Raw genomic sequence first — 21,235 nt, 5'->3', positions numbered from 1 at the left:
GCTTCTATTTCTTGGCCCGAAGGCCATTTTTATCTCTTTTAAAACCCCCTTCGTTTCCGACGGGACTGCAAAGGTAGAAATCTTTTCCGAACTTCCAAAATAAATGTGAAATTTATTTCTTCGGCCCTTCTCCGGTTTCTGCGTCTAATTATTGTTAAACCCTCCTTTTTTCAGGTGACGGACCATCCGGCCCGACCGTTCCTCCCTTGCGGAGTGGTGCAAAGATAGGAACTTTATAATATTACCTCCAAGCTTTCGCACAAAGTTTTTTGTCCACGGAGCGTAACATGCTGGAAGTTTGAACGATAAATTTACGCCCCGCCGCAGCAGCAACCGGCGGCAGGACAAGCACCCCGCTTTCCTCCAAGAAAATACGGTGAGCGGAAACACCTTCCCCAACCTTTTTTCTGGCCAATACCCGGCCTTCTTAGCCCGGTATATTAGGCTTGCCTTAGTATTCACTTGGAATTATCTTAGGGCTGTCCAAGAAAAGGTAAGACAGCCCTAAGACAAATGTGATGCAGCGGTAACGCAATGGCCGAAAAACGGGCGAAGAACGTCCGAAGAAGGTCCGAAGAAAACAGGTATACGAAAGTACAAGTAAAATCCGTATAAAATAATATGGCGATACAACTAGCTTCAGATAGACCCTGTAGGATAATGAGTTTACTACAGCTCGTTTATATAAAAAAAATCCACTCAAATCGAATATCAAAAATTCAACAAAAACATATAAAAACAAAAAATTATTCTATATATTTATATCATTATCGAATATTATAACTGATTTTATGACAGAAAAAGAATTAAAGATACTTGGGATCAAATTAAAAAACTACGGAACTTCAACCGGAAGTGATTGGTTTACAAATAAGGATACGATCCTTTCCTCCTCGCCTACCAATGGTAAACCCATAGCACGCATAGAACGCACATCCCATAAAGATTATGAAAAGGTAATAAAAGAAGCTGAAAACGCAAAATTGATTTGGAGAGATATTCCTGCTCCAAAACGTGGAGAAGTTATCCGTCAACTAGGAGAAAAACTTCGTGAAACAAAACCAACTCTCGGCAAACTGGTATCCTATGAAATGGGAAAATCGTATCAGGAAGGGCTGGGTGAAGTACAAGAAATGATAGACATTTGCGATTTTGCTGTCGGTATTTCTCGTCAACTCTATGGCAACACCATTCATTCCGAACGTCCAGGACATCGTATGTACGATCAATATCACCCCCTAGGTATTGTCGGGATTATTACTGCTTTTAACTTTCCTGTGGCCGTATGGGCATGGAATAGTGCTTTGGCATTAGTTTGTGGAAACGTTGTGGTATGGAAACCGAGTGAGAAAACGCCTTTATGTGCAATCGCCTGTCAACATATACTTGCTGACATATTAAAATCAAACAAATTACCTGAAGGTATTTCATCCTTAATTACAGGTGATGCTGAAGTTGGTACTTGGCTTTCGAAAGATCGTCGTATTCCGCTCATTTCAGCAACAGGTTCCACACGAATGGGACGTCAAGTAGCTATAACCGTAGCTGAAAGATTCGGCAAGACGCTTTTAGAACTGGGGGGTAATAATGCCATCGTCGTTACACCAAACGCGGATTTGAAAATGACAATTATTGGAGCCGTATTTGGAGCAGTAGGTACCGCAGGTCAACGATGCACAAGCACACGAAGATTGATCGTCCATGAAAGTATCTATGATAAAGTCCAGCAATCTCTCGTGGAAGCCTACAAACAAATAAAAATCGGTGACCCCTTGGACACACAATATCATATGGGACCTCTTATCGACACCGATGCCGTACAGATATACGTAAATGCTTTAACCAAAATCAAAGAGCAGGGTGGAAAGATTTTAGTAACGGGTCGTGTACTTGACGGCGAAGGTTATGAAAGCGGCTGTTACGTGACTCCTGTTATCGCGGAAGTAGAAAACCACTTAGATATCGTTCAAGAAGAAACTTTTGCACCTATACTCTATTTAATAAAATATTCTGGAGATGTGCGCAATGCGATCGAGTTGCAAAATAACGTGAGACAAGGTTTATCGTCGGCCATCATGACCACTAATCTCCGAGAAGCAGAAATATTCCTTAGTCAAAATGGTTCAGATTGCGGCATTGCCAATGTAAACATCGGTACTTCGGGTGCTGAAATAGGGGGAGCTTTTGGAGGCGAAAAGGAAACAGGTGGAGGCCGTGAATCGGGATCAGACGCTTGGAAAGTTTATATGCGAAGACAGACCAATACAATTAACTATACGAGCAGCCTTCCTTTGGCTCAGGGAATCAAATTTGACCTTTAAAATAAAGAACGTCCATATTATGAGAGAAATACATCAAAGATTAGGAAAACACATATTAGCAGATGGATTACCCGTAGTGATTGACTTAGAAAAATCACACGGTTCTTACGTTGTGGATATAAATGGCGAAACTTATTTGGACATGTTCAGCATGTTCGCTTCCTCGCCAATTGGCTACAACCACCCACATCTCGTTACAAATTCGGAGATACTAAAGAAAGTCTCCATTAACAAGCTCGCTTTGTCAGACATCTACCCAGTGGAATTTGCAGACTTCTTAGATACATTTGCACGCGTAGCAATTCCCAAGGAATTGGATTACTGCTTCTTTATCGACGGCGGAGGGCTAGCTGTTGAGAATGCCCTAAAAGCAGCCTTCGACTGGAAAACCCGAATAAACTTTTCAAAAGGAATTAACAAAGAGGCAGGAAAAGTCATACATTTTCAACAGGCTTTCCACGGCCGCACAGGCTATACCTTATCGTTAACGAATACAAAGGACCCGCGGAAGCATATGTATTTCCCAAAATTCGATTGGCCCCGCATTATCAACCCAAAATTGCATTTCCCGCTATCGGAAGAAAGTTTGGCCAAAACTATTCAATTAGAAACACAATCCATTCAAGAAATTGAAATGGCAATTCGAAACCATCCAAATGAAGTCGCTTGTTTAATAATAGAATCGATTCAGGCCGAAGGTGGCGATAATCATTTTAGAAAAGAGTTTTTTCAAAAACTCCGTAATATCTGTGATCAACATGATATTATCTTCATTCTTGATGAGGTACAAACGGGGGTAGCAATGACCGGCAAGATGTGGTGCTACGAACATTACGATATTATTCCTGATATCGTTGCATTTGGAAAAAAATCACAGGTATGCGGCATACTTGCTAACAGAAGCAAATTTGATCGCGTAGAAGAGCATGTCTTTAAAGAGTCCAGCCGAATTAATTCTACATTTGGAGGAAATTTGGTTGATATGGTTCGATTTAAGCTGATATTAGAAGTTATCGAGAACGAAAATCTAGTCGCTCAAGCACAAGAGAAAGGAAAGTATCTGTTAGAAAAAATGACAAGCTTGACCTTAGATTACCCACAAGTTTCCAATGTACGGGGCAAAGGTCTTTTGGCAGCTTTCGATTTTGAAGACGAAAAATCCAGGGATAACTTCGTTCAAAAAGCACTCAAAAACAAATTGTTAATCTTAGGCTGTGGCGATAAAAGTATACGTTTTAGACCGCATCTTACCGTTTCTATCGAAGATATTGATAAAGCTTTTGAAATTATTAGAAAAAGCCTTTAATAAGAAAGCTCCATGAAAATCAAATCATGGAGCTTTCCGTTATCATCCGAACGCAACTTACTTCTTCGGTTTACTTGACATTTCAAATTCAAGATTCCCGCCATTTCTTAATAGCTCAAATGAGAGTTTAAAATCTTTAATTTCCTTCCCATTCCAACTTACCTTGCGGACATATTTGTTTTCCGTACCTTGGTTCTTGGCGTTTACGTGTATCTGCTTTCCACTTTCGAGATCAATCGTAGCCGATTTGACAAGAGGGCTTCCGATCCAATAAGCATCATCTCCAGGTGCTACCGGATAAAATCCCAAGGAGCTGAAAATGTACCATGCACTCATCTGTCCACAATCGTCGTTCCCTCCTAACCCCGCTTCACCGTTATGATATTGATTGTTGATAATTGTTCTCACTTTTTCTTGTGTCTTCCAAGGGCTATTTGTAATATTATAGAGATAGGCGACATGATGTGATGGCTCATTTCCGTGTACATAGTTTCCAATTATGCCTTCTCGAGTAATATCTTCTGTGTGTTCAAAATACTTATCAGGCAGGTGCATTGTAAATAAAGAATCTAAATAGCTTTCAAGCTTTCTTGCCCCTCCCATAGTGTTCATCATTTCTACAGGCTGATGAGGAACATACAGACTATAGTTCCATGTATTTCCTTCGATAAAACCTTGGTTATGGGTCTCTAACACATCAAATTTAGGACGGAACTCCCCTTTACTATTTTTGGGTCGCATAAATCCGATCGAACTATCATAGAGATTTTTCCAGGATTCCGCCCTTTTGGAAAAATCCTGATACAGTTCTTGGTTACCTAGCTTTTTTGCCAATTGTGCAATACACCAATCATCGTAAGCATATTCGAGGGTATTGGAAACGGAAGTTCCCGATACATCATCCGGCACATAGCCAAGGTCTATGTAAGCACCAATCCCTTCATACCTGCGCGTGTTAGCCGTCTGTACACATGCTTGTAGAGCAACATTCGCATCCCCTTTATATACACCTTTTAGTATAGCATCTACCACAACCGAAACACTATGGTAACCACTCATACACCAATTATCATTGGCATAATGTGACCAAATAGGCAACATCTTGAGTACACTTTGGTCGTAATGTGCTAACATAGAAGAAACCATATCCGCATTACGTGATGGATTAATTAAATTCAAAAGCGGATGAAATGCCCTAAATGTATCCCATAGTGAAAAAGACGTGTAATTTATAAATCCGTCAGCCTTATGAACCTCTTGATCGAGACCTTTATATTCACCGTTCACATCCATATAGATAGTAGGCATCAAACTCGCGTGATACATCGAGGTATAGAAATTCACCATATCTTCTTCAGAAAGCATATCCACTTCAATCTTTTTGAGTTCATTTTCCCAAGCAGATTGCCCCTCTGCAACAACCTGTTCAAAATTCCAGTTCGGAATTTCAGCTTCCATATTAGCTATGGCATTAGTCATACTTACCGGACTTAAGGCAACTTTCATCAGAATAGACTCCTGTTCTTCAGTATCAAAGTCAAGATGTAGTTTGAGGTTGTGCCCCGCTAGATCGGGGAAGTTGCTACGCTGGTCAAACTTACGCCAAAATCCCCTATACACTTGGTTGCCGTCAAACTGACCTGAACCATAATTTTTAAACGGTTTAGATGTCCGAATCGCAAAATAAACGATCCGCGTTCTCGCCCAACCATTTGTTTGTCGATATCCGGTAATCAAAGAATCGTTATGAACTTTGAGTACTGTCCATACATTTTTACCGTCGTAATTGTAAATCCCCGAAGTCAAATCGACAATAATATGAGATTCGGCAGATTTAGGAAACGTATATCGATGCAGCCCCACGCGGGTCGACGTAGTCAATTCAGCCTTTATATTATGATCATCCAAGACTACTTGATAGAAATTCGGCTTAGCTACTTCGGTATCGTGACGATAAAGCGAACGGTAGCCCTCAAGCGGCCGATCGGCTGTGCCGGGATTTAACTGTAATTTCCCTTGCGTCGGCATCACCAAAATATCGCCTAGGTCTGAATGTCCTGTGCCGCTAAAATGCGTGTGACTAAATCCCACAATAGTAGGGTCGCTGTATTGGTAGCCTGCGCAATATTTATAAACATCTCCATTATATTTGCCGTCGACGGCATATGGGATTGTGTCCGTATCGGGACTAAGCTGCACCGCACCAAATGGCACAGTAGCGCCTGGAAATGTATGCCCCATTTTAGCTGTCCCTATTAGCGGATTAACGTAATCGACCAACTTTCGCTGCTGCGCAAAAGGAGAATCCGAAACAGATATCAATAAGGCAATGATCAATATAAATTTTAACATCAGTTCGCTGGATTTTAAGATTTCAACTTAGGATTTTGCGCATAGCTCGTCCACAACTCGTCAATAGTCTTTCCTGTGTTCTTTTTCCAAAAATCAGGTGTATATTGTTTCGTGCGCATAGCTTTATCTAATTTAACCACTAACTTCTTATCGTAATTTTGTTCAATCCAATAAAAAAAACGTGCAGTAATCCGATAAGCATCTTTGTATGAATGCTTTTCATTAAATTCCGTTAATTTCCAATTTGCCCCTTCATTGTCTACTCCCATCACATGGCGTACATAGTCGGCAATTCCTTCCGTAATCCAACCAGGACCTGCTCTATGCGGATATTCTTGAACGATGTGCATTATTTCATGTGTAACAACATCGATATCCCTTGGATTCTTGACAAACCATGCTGGATTGTAGCGTATCACTCCCCCTGCTGCTGCAGCTACGCCATCATAATCAGGATCTATTACAAATGTAACCGATTTACGCGTGTTCTTGTTGTATTTCTTTGCTTGCTTTGGATAATTCAAGAAATAAACTTCGATTAGTTCCTGCTTCAGCGTCGGACTGAAATCCTTGTCTTTATTGATCCAAACTAATGTAAACTTCCCCTTAGTAATGGTGTCAACATCTACCGCACTTTTCAAATCCTGTTGTGTGTCACCCCATCCCTGTGCTTTAAGCGTATGAACAGATCCGATGATGACAATAAATGTTAAAATTTTAATAAAAATATTTCGATTCATAATTTATTTTTTAGCACTTTTTAATTCATTGGACATCGAATAAGGAACTGCAGATTTAGTAATACCGCGCGTTTTATTCGGATTTTTTGACATATCAAAAGTTAATTTTGCGCCTTTCATCAAGGAAGCATGGCTTAACCAATTTTTATCGTGTGATTTACCATCAATTTTTAAATCATTTACATATACATTTTCATTACTTGAATTTGTAGATGTGATTTCAATTGTTTTACCGTTTTCTAACGTTAATGTCACTTTGGGAAACAATGGCGCACCCAATACATATTCATCCGTAGCCGGACAAACGGGGTAGAAGCCTAAAGATGAAAACACATACCAGGCCGAGGTCTGTCCGTTATCCTCATCCCCACAATAGCCATCTGGTGTTGCCTTGTACATCCGGTCCAGTACCTGTCTGATCCAATATTGGGCTTTCCATGGCTCGCCACTGTAATTATAAAGGTAAATCATATGTTGAATAGGCTGGTTACCATGTGCGTATTGTCCCATGTCTGCGATTTGCATTTCACGTATTTCATGAATCGTTCCGCCATAATAGCTGTCATCAAAATCCGGTTTCTGATTAAATACACTATCCAACATGTGTGTAAAGACTTTCTCCCCTCCCATCAAATCAATGAGCCCTTGTACATCATGAAACACACTCCATGAATAATGCCAGCTATTGCCCTCAGTAAATGCATCGCCCCACTTTAGCGGATTAAACGGACTTTGAAAATTTCCATCCTTATTCTTCCCTCTCATTAAATTCGTAGACGGATCAAATAGATTTCGATAATTCTGTGCACGTTTGGCATATAATTCAATATCCGCTTTTGGTTTTTTTAACGCTTTCGCCAATTGATAAATTGTAAAATCATCATAAGCATACTCAAGCGTCCGAGCCGCATTTTCATTAATTCCAACATCATAAGGAACGTATCCTAAGTCATTATAATATTGAACACCTTTCCGACCTACAGCAGTCATTGGCCCCTCATTATTTGCACCGTGCTTTAATGCTTCATATAAAGTCTCAATATCATAGCCACGGAGTCCTTTCATGTAAGCATCAGAAACTACAGAAGCCGAATTATTTCCGATCATGATATCTGCAAATCCTGGGCTACTCCATTCTGGAAGGAAACCACCTTCCAAATAGGCATTGCGGAGGCCTTCTTGCATTTCAACATTAATCGACGGATACATTAAGTTCAAAAAAGGATATAGTGCTCTAAACGTATCCCAAAACCCCGTTCCTCCGAACAAATAACCTGGCAGTACTTTCCCATTATAGGGGCTATAGTGTACTTTTTCACCTGCTTCGTTTATCTCATATAATTTATTCGGGAAGAATAAAGTGCGATATAGGGTGGAGTAAAAGGTCCGCATCTGATCAATATTATCTCCTTCGACCGCCAGCTGGCTCAATTTCTCGTTCCAAATAGCTCGTCCATCCTTCTTCACTCCCTCAAAGTCACGATCGCCGATCTCTTTTAAGTTCAGGAGAGCCTGCTCTGGACTGATGAAAGACGAGGCGACTTTCACATGGATAGGATTATTTTTGCCCTTCACTTTAAAGCCTAAAATAGCTCCGGTATGATTGCTTTGAGATTTTGTTTTATTGTTAAACCGATTTTTGTCTTCCCATGTCGAAAAATTATCGAAAGGCTGGTCAAACACCAAAACAAAGTAGTTCTTAAAATTCGGCAACTTACCTCGGGAATAACGTGAGGAATAACCAATTACCATATTTTTTTCAGGAATGATCTGAACCTCCGATCCCTTATCAAATGCATCGAGTACCACAAACGCACTATCCGTTTGGCTATAAGTAAACCTGAAATAAGCTGCTCGCTCTGTTGGCGTTACCTCTGCTGTGACATCATGATCCGCTAAATAAACAGAATAATAATATGGTGTTGATTTTTCAGCTTTGTGGGAAAACCAGCTCGCACGCTCGTCTTGATCAAATGCCCCTTTTCCTGTTACGGGCATCAACGAAAACTGACCATAGTCATTCATCCAAGGAGATGGTTGATGAGTTTGTTTTAACCCACGGATTTTGTCCGAAGCATACGTATATTGCCATCCATCACCATTTTTGCCGGTTTGTGGAGTCCACATATTCATTCCCCAAGGAAGACCAACAGCAGGATAAGTATTTCCATTGGATAGGGATGGTTTAGATTCGGTACCCATGAGCGGATTGACCAAATCGACTGGATCGACAGGTTTTCCATTCAGCTTTTGTGCTAGTATAGGGCTTGGAACTAACGTCCCAAACCCTATAACTACACAAAGCAAGTTTTTAATTGTGTTCTTTTTCATTTTTTTATTTATATACTTAACTTATCGTCTTGTGTATTGGTAGATTTCTTATGTATATTTAGGTTAACTAATAAATATTTTTAAAACTTCCGTATTTTAAAAAGCGGCCTCTCATTTTGGCTCAATAATAACTAAAAGGTATTAGCTAAAATAATTATGAAAAATCAGAATAGCTGTTAATGAATTGTTAACGATAGTATTTTAAGTTATGAACTTACTTCAAATATAAATCCTTTACCATAGACAGTAGATAATTTTACGCATGTAGAATATTGAAGAAGTTTACGAATGCGAGAAATAAATACATCTAAACTTCTTCCTAAAAAATAATCGTTCTCTCCCCAAATATCAACCAAAATCTGTTCCCTGCTAAGCATTACATTCACATTTCTCGCAAAAAGATCCCATAATTCAGCTTCCCGGGCGGTAAGGTGAATATGATCTCCATTTGGAAAAACAAGTTTCAATGTATCTTTAAAAAAGGTGATATCACCAATTAGAATAAAATCTTGAACAGGCACACCCCCTCCCTGCCTTTTTAGAATATTCTTGATCCGCAATAAAAGCTCCTCGATGTCAAAGGGCTTATTGACATAATCGTCTGCTCCTATTTTCAACCCATTAAGACGGTCTTGCTTACTATTCCGAGCAGTGAGAAACAAAAAACTTTGACTATAGTTTATTTTCAACATTTCCCGTACCAATGAAAAACCATCCATTCCCGGTAGCGTAACATCAATGATTGCTAAGGCAAATTCAGGGTCATCTTTATAGCGGGTCAAAGCATCTTCGGCATTATTATACCATATAATATCAAGGCCAGAGATCTCCAGGTACTGCTTGGTTAGCATACCTAGATCTATTTCGTCTTCAACAAACAACAACTTGCTTTTCATAGTACCTTGAAAATCTAATCCCGAGATATAATAATAATAAATTCTGACCCTTTTCCAAGTGCACTATTCAATTTGATTCGCCACTTGTGAAACTCAACAATTTTCTTGACATAAAACAGTCCCAACCCCAATCCCGATTTTTTTAATTCTCCCGATTCCCTGTAGAATTGTTCAAACACTTTATTTCTCGCTTTTTCACTAATCCCTATTCCATTGTCTGAGATAGAAATTTGTAATTCATTGTTCAAACGCCTCAGTACAACATCGATACGTTTTTTTTTATTCGCATTGAATTTCACTGCATTCTCCAGCAAATTAAAAACAAGCGTAGTGAAGAGAAACTCATTTAATAATATGGGCTGCGCAGAAGATCTAACCTGATCATCAAATCGGATATCAACCTCGCTGGTCTTATTAATGTTGTAATCGTACAAGATCTGACGTAGCAGATCCTGAATATCGTAAAAACTCCTTTCTACCGATTCCTCTTCCAACTTCGTGACACTGATCGTCTGGTTAATTAATCGCTGTAACCTCAGCGATTGCCTTTGGATTACAGCATGTATCAATTGCAGTTTTTCGTCTTCAATCTGTAAATTTTTCAAGGATTGATTGGCGACGATGATGGAAGCAAGGGGTGTATTGAATTCATGTGTTACACTGTTCAGAAAATCTGTCGTCATCATGGTAAGGCGTTTCTGCTTACGCCAATTTTGATAGATCATAACATAAATTATTATAATCATAGCCACACTGACCAATGAAAAGAAAAAAATGGGAAGCATTTGCTGTATCAAGTTGATACGTCTAGATACATGATCTACATACAATCCATATGATATTCTATATGTTTTTGGATCAGGGCTGCTAACAGATATATTGGAAACTTCATTTTCTTTACTGAAATCATCTAGACTTCCATTTATCGGCATATCGGAACGTTCATTCTGATCTTGCGGATAAAGAGCAATATAGTTTACTCCATCGACCGTGACACTTAAATCTCGCAGTGTGATACAATACAGAAGTTGTTCTTCATTGAGGCTTCCCATCACCAAAGATGTAAAGAACGTGTCCCCTTTGGAACCATTCCTTAAGTCGTATATTATCTTTTTATACAACGAATCGCTATAGGATTTAAAATTATTTTTATCGCTATTATACAAAACAGAAAGGGTATCTATTTCGGTTAATAGTATATTATCAATTATTTTTTTTCCTCCCGGATAAACGTAGTCATTAACGATGCTCTCTCTATATCTTCTATTTAGCAACTCCTTTTCTGCAAAGAAATATTGCGAATTTCTGATCTCATATGTTGAAATCAAGAACTTAAACTGTATGAGAATTAAGAAAAAAAGTGCCGAAAAGGCTAGTATTTTGTATTTATATTCGCGGATATACATGATCAAGGACAACAACGCTGACATTAGCAGCATCCAAACTTAAGTAAAATGCTTTGGATTCTTAAATTTTACGCAGCGATCTATCATTTGCTATTAAACACCTTGCATTTAATTTATTGTTCCTGTAATATGGCCGTTACCGACTGTCTAAATCGCGCGCGAACAGGTTTACCTTCAACCAATCCAGGCACCCATTTTGGCGATTTATTCATCACACGCAATGCTTCTTCCGCAAATTCAGGGCTTATTTTATGTTGATTTACAATTTCCACATCACAAACTTCTCCGTTTTCGCAAACCGTAAACTCCAAAATTGCTGTTTGTTTAATACCGTAATCAACATAAGCGGTACTGTCCATTGCATAAATTGCCTTTCGGATGTCTAAATTCCGGCTAAGGAATTCGTTCCATCTTTTCACCCCTCCTTTAAATTGAGGATACACATCTACATGTTCAACTACTGATGTGTCTTGCAAGCAGCGCATTATTTTAGAAACAGAAATACTGCTTTTAGTTGTAAAACTTAGCAACACACAAGTACACATACTTAAACAAAACCATTTCATAACCACCTCCTTTTATCCTATTAACGTTCAATCCTTCAAGTTACGAACAATCTGTTAGATTAATTCAACGGCAAATCTATTTTTTCTCTAAAATTATCTTGTTCATCCGTTAGGAATGTCATGGGTTGTTCGGGATTTTTAATGATTTCAAACAAAAGATATCCCCATGGCTTCCAAAAATTCTCCAACACTTGCCCGTATGTTTTTACGACCCAATTGTCAAAAATAGGTTTTAATGTGAAGTCGTTTAAAGGCATGGGTTCCACGAAAACTTTTTGCGGTGTTTCCATGTAAGTATATTCAGGTAAACGGTTAAAAAGGTAGGCAGAATAGAAATAACGGGCACATATTTCCTCAAATTGTATTGGATGCAACGTGTACCTTGCTATTTTTTCCAATGCGTCTTCATGATAGATACCATGCGTACCATTATCTTGCAATGTCGCTATGATCGCAAAATCATTCATCCGTAAAGAGAATACCAAGGTATTGATTTCGTCCCGGTATAAAAAAGTTTCAGGTGCATTTTCTACGGAAAAAACCTGAATACTAAATGGATTTTGATGTTCAAATTCCATGGGTACCACAACGGACTGTAACATCGCATGAAGATTGCGAAATTTATGTACCAGTGCTTGCGAAAAGTTCATGGACTCGCCCGACAACAAAGCTTGACGAATACCGACTTGGATCTCATTGAAGACTACGCCATATAAAATTTTGGATACCCATTGGAACAACGTGATATCATCTAATTTCTTTACAGCGTCAAATCCTTGTCCCATAGCCTGCTCCACTTGTCTTTCTACATTTTCAAATGCCAATGCAGTCGAAACCGAAGAGGGAAGCTGCAATTGTTTATAGGTCATAAAACTCTCATCCAACATTTTAAATGGCTTCTCCTCCAGATCAAAGGCGCGCATCATCCAAACTGGAAAAACCTGTATCTGTTCATCAGGAGACTGTAACTCTTGCCCCGTAAGGAAACAGGTTTTGTTGTCAAATTTAAAATCTAAAAAAGGATTGTAAAGTTTTGTTGCCATATCGTGCACAAAGGTACAGGTTTTATGAAGAGTAAAGTCATTGAAAAATAAAGTTTGAAACGTACTCCATTACTAATTTACATCACATACCTGTGTCTCACTGCATTTTTTCTTTACAATATATAATTCCGAACATGAAAAGAGATCTCTTCGGCTTTGTTTAGGGTCATAAAATGTCCACCCCCCTTAATTTTAATAGAATAATCTACATTGCGAATAGGAATAATCCGATCCTTATCTCCATGAATATGCAGACAGCTTGTCGGTACGACCGTATTTTTCCAGTTGGCGATACGATGGATTGCCCATTTCAGAAATTTAACATCTGTATCTTGAATAATATCTGCCAGGGTTTCCCTATCATGCGTAGAAGAAACACCAAATAACCAATCGAGCAACGCATTAGGTTTAGTCAACTGCGTCTCTGGAATAAGCTTATGAAGTGATAACAAACTTGTCAATGCATACGACTTCGGTAGTTCCATTTTCGTTTTTGCTGAAGACAGCAAGACAATTTTTTCAAAATCATATGTTTTAGCTAATTCAGATACGCATATTCCTCCGAAAGAAAGACCAATAACGGTGGCACCGTGTTTGGGAATATGGTAATGTTCCGCTAAGCGATGCACATAGCTTCCTAGATATTCTTCTTCCCTCGGTTGTAACCACTTGATATGAATGACCTCCATGTCTGAAAAATCCAACTGTTGGAATACCCGTTTATCAGCACCTAATCCCGAAAAAGCAAAGACTTGTTTGGACATGTTTTACATCTATCTTTTAAAAGTAACATTTAAAAAAACTATCCCACATTCACTTTAAAATTTTCAAAAACTAGAGGTGCATCAACGATATTTCCTTCCTTGGTCTTCACACCTTTAAGTTCAGAAGTTTTGCCCTTCTCCAATAAGTTTTTCATTTCCTTTTCCTCCAACAAAACTCCGTTTAATACGCGCCAAATTTTAAAATCGCAACCTCTTGCGTAATGATCACATTGAGCAACCTTTTCATAAAGCAAAATAGAACCGGACTGACATTTTGGACATTTAATTTCTCCTTTTTGCTGTGGTTTCACTTCCTCTTGAGCAATAGAGATGCGAAGCTGCAACAGCTCTTTTGTGATCTTGGCCGTATAATCCTTAATGTGCTTCATAAACACATCATACGAAACTTTATTCGCACGCATTTCTTCCAATTTCTGTTCCCATTTACCTGTCAGGGTCACTTTCGAAATGGAGCGATCTTTCACCAGATTGTAAACCGTCAGTCCCTTTTCTGTGGGAATCAATTTCTTCTTATCGCGTTTGATATAATCGCGTTGAAATAACGTTTCAATCGTTGCCGCACGCGTAGCAGGTGTACCAAGTCCACAATCTTTCATGGCCTGCCGCATCTCATCATCTTCAATCTCTTTTCCCGAGGTTTCCATAGCTTTCAACAAAGAAGCTTCCGTATGAATAGGTCTGGCTTTGGTAAACCGCTCCGCTAATTCTAAGGTGAGTATTTCTAATAATTCTTCACTGGAAAGCTTTGGAAGTTGGGCATTTTCGTTGTCCTGATCATCCGCATTTTTATCTTCATCAGGCAATTCCACTTGATCTGCAGATAAGCGCCAGCCATATTGACGTATAACAGTTCCCTTTGCGATCAATTCCACTCCATACGCATCGATAGTGACGGTGGTAATATCTTTCAAACAAATCTCTGAAAAACTTTCGACCATGCGCTTAGCAATCATATTGTAAATGTTTTGCTGTTCTTTTACCATAGGTCCGGGCTTTTCCTCCGTAACCAATAGCGCATGGTGATCCGTTACTTTTTTATCATCGACCGACCGTTTATTCAGCTTTGCTCCTATCAAATTGCGCGAAATTGTTGCTATACTTTCTTCTGCTGTATTGGCTAGATGCTGGAATAACTCTTCGATATTTTCGAAAACGTCCTCTCCGATGTACCGTGACCCTGTACGTGGATAGGTAATCACTTTTTTTTCATAAAGTGTCTGCGCAATACTTAGCGTTTGATCTGCCGAATAACCAAATTTCTTGTTCGCATCCTGCTGTAACGAAGTCAAATCGAACAACAATGGGGGCTGCTCTTTGGTTTCTTTGGCTTCAACTTTTAAAACCTTTGCTTGCGAACCAACCGTTATCTTTGAAATAGCTTCTGCTGCAACTTCCCGCTTTTCAATCTTGTCTGAGGTTGCCTTAAATTTAATGTTATCCTTTTCAAACCCCGCTTGTATCTTAAAAAATGCCTGCGGTTTGAAGTCCTTATTCTCCAGATAGCGGGAACAGATCATCGCTAAAGTTGGCGTCTGCACTCGTCCTAAAGAAAGCAGCCCACGATTACCGGCTGCTAAAGTAATCGCCTGCGTTGCATTGATACCAATCAGCCAATCGGATTCCGAACGCGAACGAGCCGACATGTATAAGCTGTCATATTCCGTTCCTGCTTTAAGCTTCGCAAAACCTTCTTTGATTGCTTTGTCCGTTTGGGAGGAAATCCAAAGCCTCTTGAAAGGAACTTTAGATCCCAAATAATAATAAATGTTACGAAATATCAATTCCCCTTCTCGCCCAGCATCCGTTGCTACAATGATTTCCTCGGCTTCATCCAGCAACTTTTTAATGGTATTCAACTGCTTCACAGCTCCGGCATCATCTATTTGCTTTCCGTCTTTCCTGATTTTTTTTGCTTCCAAACGAAACTGCTGAGGAATAATAGGCAGGTTCGAAACCGACCAGGTATTATAGCCATAGGCCTGAGGTGTACACAATTGCACCAAGTGTCCAAAAGCATAAGTAAATGCATAGCCATTGCCGGCGATGTATCCATCTTTCACTTCCTTTGCCCCCATCACACGAGCCAGATCCCGAGCCACTGAAGGCTTTTCCGCTATTACAACTTTCATTTTTTTGTAGTACTATTGAGTAGTGCATAGTGCGATTTGAGACACTATTCGCACATCGAAATACGCATGCCGCGCTTCTATATATATTTCAAAAAGGTTTCACAATTCTGCACCGGAATTTCTGAAAAATAAAAATCCGACACATCTTCCGATATAATCATTTCACAAGACGAGCAAAGTGCCGCATAATATTCCAGCCCGTCTTCAAAATCATGGATGGCAGTATTTTCAACAGTCGACCGTACCGCATCCATATCCGTTGTAGTAATCTCCAATTTTTCGGACAATACGGCGATTTTACTTTTGGCTTGCAGGGTACCGCTTTTCTTTTCAGCAAAGTAAAAGGCGATGGCAAGACAGATGGGAGAAGTATAAATCTTATACCTCGGATTGTCCGACAGGCTTAAAATACGCGCAGCATATGGAAACAAGGGGTATTGCCTATTCAACACCGTCACAATAACATTGGCATCGACAAAAATTCTCATTTCTTGGCATTATAAAACTCGGATTTCAGGCGTTTGCGGGAAGGGGTCTTTGTATATTCGATGCCTTCTTCGGCGATGGTATTGATCCAATCCGCAATAGGTAATTCATCCAGCGATTTATAATTATCAGAAGTTATCTGTTTGTATATAAACTCGGTGAGACGGGACAGGCTCACGCCATTTTTTGTAGCAAAAGCTTTGGCCTCTTTTATAACCTGCTCGTCAAATGACAACGTGATTTTAGCATCCATAATATACTCTCCTTTCGGTATTAGTTTCACAAAGTATTTTTATACGACAAAAATAAAATTTTTATACGTAAAAAACAAACTTAGATCAAATGCTTTGCACGCTCGGATACCAAATAGAAAAAGTAAAATTCAAAAAACTACAGCGACGGTATTGAAATGCCTTTCATCTTCCGATACAAATCTACGGCATAGATATCGGTCATCCCGGAGACATAATCTAATACGGCACGGATTTTCGAATACGTATCCGTTCTATCAGTATGAAATTGTTGTGGAATCATGGCGACGATCTTTTTATCAAAGTGACCTTTATCTGCTTTCAGGTAAGCCGGAATAAATTCTTCCAGCAAGGCATTCATTACTTTGAAACCCGCTATTTCTATTTGTACTACTGTTGGTGCATTATAGATGCGCTTTACCGATATTTCTTCTATTCGCTCCATCTGCGCTACTATTTGCGAATCTAATGCATCCATCAGTGGTTTTTCAAATGTACCCGCCAGAAACTTATCCTGATTTCGGGCAAAAACTCCTGCACAACCATTGATCAAGGTATTGATCGCTTTGGCCCGCAACAATTCCACCCGGCTACCACTATCTGCCAATCCAGCTAATCGACCTCTCAGACCTCCGCCTCCGCATAAAGGCAGCAACAATTCCTCTACCTCCTCATAGGAAAGTATTTTCAGATGATGTGCATCTTCCAGGTCGATGATATTATAACAGATATCATCTGCAGCTTCTACCAAATACACCAATGGATGACGTAAATAGCCCCGTGGATTAGTAGGATCTTTCTCCAAGCCCAATTCGGTTACTATTTTTTCAAATGCCTCTTTCTCCGAATCAAAAAAACCATATTTCTTGCGGTGATGATTTCCTTTAACATGTCCATCGATGGCCGCACAAGGATACTTCACGATGGAAGCCAGCGTGGCATAAGTCAACGCAAAGCCTTTGCCATCCTTTCCATTAAAAGGGTGTGTCAAAATTCGCAATGCATTTGCATTGCCCTCAAAATGGGTTAGATCTGCCCACTCTTCTTCGGTCATTTCCTTTTGATAATCCTGTCCTTTTCCTTCGGTAAAAAAAGACGATATAGCAGCTTCACCTGAGTGTCCAAAGGCGGGATTCCCTAAATCGTGGGATAAACATGCCGCGGAAACAATATTCCCCACTTCCTGTAAAAAAGGATATTCCGAATCGAGATCTGGATTCTGTTGTTTCATCAGATTATAAAATAGCCTTCCTAACGATCTTCCTACACTGGCTACCTCTAGACTATGGGTCAATCTGTTATGCACAAATACCGCTCCCGGAAGCGGAAAAACTTGTGTTTTATTCTGTAAACGACGAAATGGGGACGAAAAAACCAACCGATCATAATCTCGTTGGAATTCAGAACGCGCATCAAATTGATCATTCGGTATACGCGCTTCATAGCCCCATCGCTTTGCAGATAACAGTTGTTTCCAGTTCATATAATATTCAGATTTTGCTGAGCAAACTTAGATAAAATGCTTTTATCTAAGTCAAAATATTTAAAAAAAGGTTTGTAATTACTGCAAAACGCGGTTCTTTCCTCTAGACAATAATCCGGCAACAAGATTAACAATATAAACCGCTTGCCCCAGCAATAAGATGATAAACAAAATAGTAAAGTTTCGTCTTATTGTAGCATTTTTAGCGACCAATCGGCTCCACTCACCATCCACACTATATTCTACCAGTTGCAATTGCCTAAGGAATGCGGAATCGTAATAACAATAGACCGTCAACGAAATACAGAGACAGGTGTACAACAGTACATGTGCCGAAATCCAATTTGCCAAATACATCCATTTTAATGTAAGTTGATAAAGCAGAGCCCAGCCAAATGAAAAGATAAACAATAGTTTGAACATTTGATGAAGATCAAAAACAAGAAAAGAGAGCGCACCTTGAACTGTAGCCGAATACGGTTTACCAATACCCAATCCATATAATACAAGAAATAGCAGACCGTAAAAATAAAATACGTAAAAGGATTTTTGATGAACCATAATATTATTCAATAATAACTTAAAAATATGTATTTTTATACGATATAAAAATATATTATGACAACTTATTCCCTACCCGATCCTTCACACTTTGTACGTAACATACATGGCAAAAATACGCACTTAATTATCCTGACGAATCCCGCGGGTATGCAAGTCGCGTTAACGGACTATGGTGCTCGTCTAGTAAGTGCATTAGTCCCGGACAAGGGTGGAAACCTTGTGGACGTTGTCCTCGGCTTTGGTTCCATAGATGGATACCTTCATGCGCATGAAAAATATCATGGAGCAACGATTGGACGTTTCGGGAATAGAATAGCGAATGGAAAATTTAGTCTGGATGGCGAGGACTACACCTTAGCGCAAAATAATGGCCCAAACAATCTCCATGGTGGCGAGGGAGGCTTTCACTCAAAAGTATGGGACAGACAGGTAAGTTTCAAACAAAAAGTAGATTTTTATTACGTTTCGCCCGATGGTGAAGAAGGTTTTCCCGGTGAAGTGAAGGTCAATGTATGCTATGAACTGACGAACGAAAACGAGATTATCATCCGTTTTAGAGCGACAACGAATAAACCTACCGTGATCAACTTGACGAACCACGCATATTTCAATCTAAATGGAGAAGGTAATGGCGATATTCTAAATCACATTCTTCAAATCCCATCCACGCACTTCATTCCAATTGATGACAATCAAATTCCTTTTGGCGAAGAGTCTCCGGTAGAAAATACGCCTTTTGACTTTAGACGTCCCAAAAAAGTTTCGGAAGATATTGGTCAAGATAATCTCCAGATAAAAGCCGGAAGCGGATATGATCATACCTTTGTAAATCCAAGTCCACTTTCTCAAGCGGCAGCAACCGCATATGCCGAAGACTCTGGCATTCAACTCCAAGTGTACACTACCGAACCTGGAATTCAATTGTATACTGGTAATTTCTTATCCGACGACACCGGAAAATCTGGAAGTAAATACCTGAAGCGAGGTGGGTTTTGCTTCGAAGCGCAACACTATCCAGATAGCCCAAACCAACCGAATTTCCCAAATGTGGTATTACGACCGGGAGAAGAATTTCAATCACAAATTAGTTATAAGTTTAATATCGTAAAATAAGAAATTCGGTCTTTTGAAAGACCAAATTTCTTATTTTATCAACTCCTGCAATGCATATTCTACTTTTTCAAATCCAAAACCTGCCTTTGCCTCATTAAACATTCGCTGAATCTGATCGTTGCACAGGTTGCCTATACTTCCTTCGTGCGTATGATGTACTTCCTTAGAAGGTTGAAAAGTACCGTCCTCAATTGCCAAACCAATATTCTTATAAGCTTCCCGAAACGGAACGCCTTTCAACACTTCATTATTTACAACTTCTACACTGAAAAGATAGTCATATTTTGGATCATCCAGCACATTCTCTTTTACCGTGATATGCTCGAGCATAAATTTAGCAATTTCCAAACAGTCACTCAACGATTGAAATGCCGGAAATAGATTCTCTTTCAACAGCTGCAAATCGCGGTGATATCCTCCCGGAAGATTTGTTGTCATCAAGGCAATCTCATTTGGTAACGCCTGAATTTTATTACAGCGCGACCGTATCAATTCAAAAACATCCGGATTCTTCTTATGTGGCATGATGCTCGACCCTGTCGTAAGATTTGCCGGAAATGAAATAAAACCAAAGTTTTGGTTTATAAATAGCGTCACATCCATCGCGAACTTCGCTAAAGTAGCAGCTACAGAGCTCATTGCCTGTGCTAAGATGCGTTCTGTCTTCCCCCTCCCCATTTGTGCATATACCACATTATAGTTTAAATCGTCGAAACCTAACAATGTCGTCGTCATGGTACGATTCAGGGGAAATGAAGAACCGTAGCCGGCAGCCGACCCCAGGGGATTTTTATTGCAAACCCGCCATGCAGCCTTCATCATTTCCAAATCATCCACCAAGCTCTCGGCATAAGCGCCAAACCATAAGCCAAACGAAGAGGGCATCGCAATTTGCAGGTGCGTATATCCGGGAATCAAAATATCTTTATGTTGGTTACTTAACGTTATCAGTTGTTCGAAGAGAAGTGTGATTTGTCCGACTAGATGTTGAATTTCGGAACGAAAATAAAGCTTCAAATCCACTAGAACCTGATCATTTCTAGAGCGACCCGAATGGATTTTTTTACCGGCATCACCAATGCGTTTTGTTAACAGCATTTCTACTTGCGAATGCACATCTTCTACTGAATCTTCAATCGCAAAATCACCTTTTTCAATTTCTATATATATATGTTTTAATTCGGCTTGTACTGCATCCAAATCGGCAGCCGTCATTAGCCCAATGGCATGCAGCATACGTGTATGCGCCAATGACCCCAACACGTCAGCTGCAGCCAAGTGCATATCCATGGCTCTATCATTTCCTACGGTAAATGATTCAACAAAGGAATTTACATCGATATTTTTTTGCCAGATTTTCATCTATCTATAATTTTTTAGTGGTTGATGAGCGCTCGAAGTAAATTGATAGTGCTTTTTACTACTACGAAAAACACACTACTATTTACATCTCCTTGGCAAAA

The 21,235-nt window shown here is 39.5% G+C and carries 17 protein-coding genes; 3 read left to right on the top strand and 14 right to left on the bottom strand.

Annotated elements, in window-relative coordinates:
- Nucleotides 1-791 precede the first annotated feature (791 nt).
- Together amaB and lat are read left to right on the top strand one after the other, a co-directional pair.
- On the top strand, nucleotides 792-2,321 hold the full coding sequence (amaB, locus tag FAZ15_RS21265) for an L-piperidine-6-carboxylate dehydrogenase (protein ID WP_136903389.1): 1,530 nt from the start codon (nucleotides 792-794) through the stop codon (nucleotides 2,319-2,321).
- A 19-nt stretch (nucleotides 2,322-2,340) separates the two neighbouring features.
- On the top strand, nucleotides 2,341-3,627 hold the full coding sequence (lat, locus tag FAZ15_RS21260) for an L-lysine 6-transaminase (RefSeq protein ID WP_238387337.1): 1,287 nt from the start codon (nucleotides 2,341-2,343) through the stop codon (nucleotides 3,625-3,627).
- A gap of 57 nt (nucleotides 3,628-3,684) precedes the next feature.
- Here lat and FAZ15_RS21255 read toward each other — a convergent pair whose 3' ends face one another.
- The 13 genes from FAZ15_RS21255 to FAZ15_RS21195 all read right to left on the bottom strand — a co-directional run bounded on the left by FAZ15_RS21255 (nucleotide 3,685) and on the right by FAZ15_RS21195 (nucleotide 18,656).
- Nucleotides 3,685-5,979, bottom strand: a complete 2,295-nt coding sequence (locus FAZ15_RS21255) for a GH92 family glycosyl hydrolase (RefSeq protein ID WP_136903388.1) — start codon at nucleotides 5,977-5,979, stop codon at nucleotides 3,685-3,687.
- Nucleotides 5,980-5,993: 14 nt separating this feature from the next.
- Complete coding sequence (locus FAZ15_RS21250) at nucleotides 5,994-6,719, bottom strand: basic secretory protein-like protein (protein ID WP_136903387.1); 726 nt, start codon at nucleotides 6,717-6,719, stop codon at nucleotides 5,994-5,996.
- Nucleotides 6,720-6,722: 3 nt separating this feature from the next.
- Nucleotides 6,723-9,050: a GH92 family glycosyl hydrolase gene (locus FAZ15_RS21245; RefSeq protein ID WP_136903386.1), complete on the bottom strand. Its 2,328-nt coding sequence runs from the start codon at nucleotides 9,048-9,050 to the stop codon at nucleotides 6,723-6,725.
- A gap of 206 nt (nucleotides 9,051-9,256) precedes the next feature.
- Nucleotides 9,257-9,946, bottom strand: coding sequence for a response regulator transcription factor (locus FAZ15_RS21240; RefSeq protein WP_136903385.1), 690 nt, complete (start codon nucleotides 9,944-9,946; stop codon nucleotides 9,257-9,259).
- Between the two features lie 14 nt (nucleotides 9,947-9,960).
- A complete protein-coding gene (locus FAZ15_RS21235) occupies nucleotides 9,961-11,376 on the bottom strand; it encodes a sensor histidine kinase (protein WP_238387336.1) in 1,416 nt (471 codons plus the stop codon).
- 89 nt (nucleotides 11,377-11,465) lie between these two features.
- A complete protein-coding gene (locus FAZ15_RS21230) occupies nucleotides 11,466-11,837 on the bottom strand; it encodes an energy transducer TonB (RefSeq protein WP_162305022.1) in 372 nt (123 codons plus the stop codon).
- 140 nt (nucleotides 11,838-11,977) lie between these two features.
- Nucleotides 11,978-12,961, bottom strand: a complete 984-nt coding sequence (locus tag FAZ15_RS21225; RefSeq protein WP_136903382.1) for a hypothetical protein — start codon at nucleotides 12,959-12,961, stop codon at nucleotides 11,978-11,980.
- Nucleotides 12,962-13,074: 113 nt separating this feature from the next.
- Entirely contained in the window at nucleotides 13,075-13,725 is a 651-nt protein-coding gene (locus tag FAZ15_RS21220; protein WP_136903381.1) for an alpha/beta fold hydrolase, read from the bottom strand.
- A 38-nt stretch (nucleotides 13,726-13,763) separates the two neighbouring features.
- A complete protein-coding gene (locus FAZ15_RS21215) occupies nucleotides 13,764-15,875 on the bottom strand; it encodes a type IA DNA topoisomerase (protein ID WP_136903380.1) in 2,112 nt (703 codons plus the stop codon).
- Between the two features lie 77 nt (nucleotides 15,876-15,952).
- The gene (locus FAZ15_RS21210; protein WP_136903379.1) at nucleotides 15,953-16,363 is read right to left on the bottom strand and encodes a PIN domain-containing protein; all 411 of its coding nucleotides are present in this window, start codon (nucleotides 16,361-16,363) and stop codon (nucleotides 15,953-15,955) included.
- Nucleotides 16,360-16,644 carry a DUF6364 family protein gene (locus tag FAZ15_RS21205; protein ID WP_238387335.1) on the bottom strand — a complete coding sequence of 95 codons (285 nt, stop codon included), beginning with the start codon at nucleotides 16,642-16,644 and terminating at the stop codon, nucleotides 16,360-16,362. The genes FAZ15_RS21210 and FAZ15_RS21205 overlap by 4 nt, the downstream gene beginning before the upstream one ends.
- A gap of 107 nt (nucleotides 16,645-16,751) precedes the next feature.
- Entirely contained in the window at nucleotides 16,752-18,095 is a 1,344-nt protein-coding gene (locus FAZ15_RS21200; protein ID WP_136903378.1) for a deoxyguanosinetriphosphate triphosphohydrolase, read from the bottom strand.
- 78 nt (nucleotides 18,096-18,173) lie between these two features.
- The gene (locus tag FAZ15_RS21195) at nucleotides 18,174-18,656 is read right to left on the bottom strand and encodes a hypothetical protein (RefSeq protein ID WP_136903377.1); all 483 of its coding nucleotides are present in this window, start codon (nucleotides 18,654-18,656) and stop codon (nucleotides 18,174-18,176) included.
- Nucleotides 18,657-18,713: 57 nt separating this feature from the next.
- Between FAZ15_RS21195 and FAZ15_RS21190 the strand changes: the two genes are divergently transcribed.
- Nucleotides 18,714-19,772 carry an aldose epimerase family protein gene (locus tag FAZ15_RS21190; RefSeq protein WP_136903376.1) on the top strand — a complete coding sequence of 353 codons (1,059 nt, stop codon included), beginning with the start codon at nucleotides 18,714-18,716 and terminating at the stop codon, nucleotides 19,770-19,772.
- 30 nt (nucleotides 19,773-19,802) lie between these two features.
- Here FAZ15_RS21190 and argH read toward each other — a convergent pair whose 3' ends face one another.
- A complete protein-coding gene (gene argH / locus FAZ15_RS21185) occupies nucleotides 19,803-21,134 on the bottom strand; it encodes an argininosuccinate lyase (RefSeq protein WP_136903375.1) in 1,332 nt (443 codons plus the stop codon).
- Nucleotides 21,135-21,235: the final 101 nt, after the last annotated feature.

Source organism: Sphingobacterium olei (assembly GCF_005048855.1).
GTDB lineage: Bacteria > Bacteroidota > Bacteroidia > Sphingobacteriales > Sphingobacteriaceae > Sphingobacterium > Sphingobacterium olei.
The sequence above is the reverse complement of the archived record's forward strand: the minus strand, read 5'-3'. Positions and strand labels throughout refer to the sequence as shown.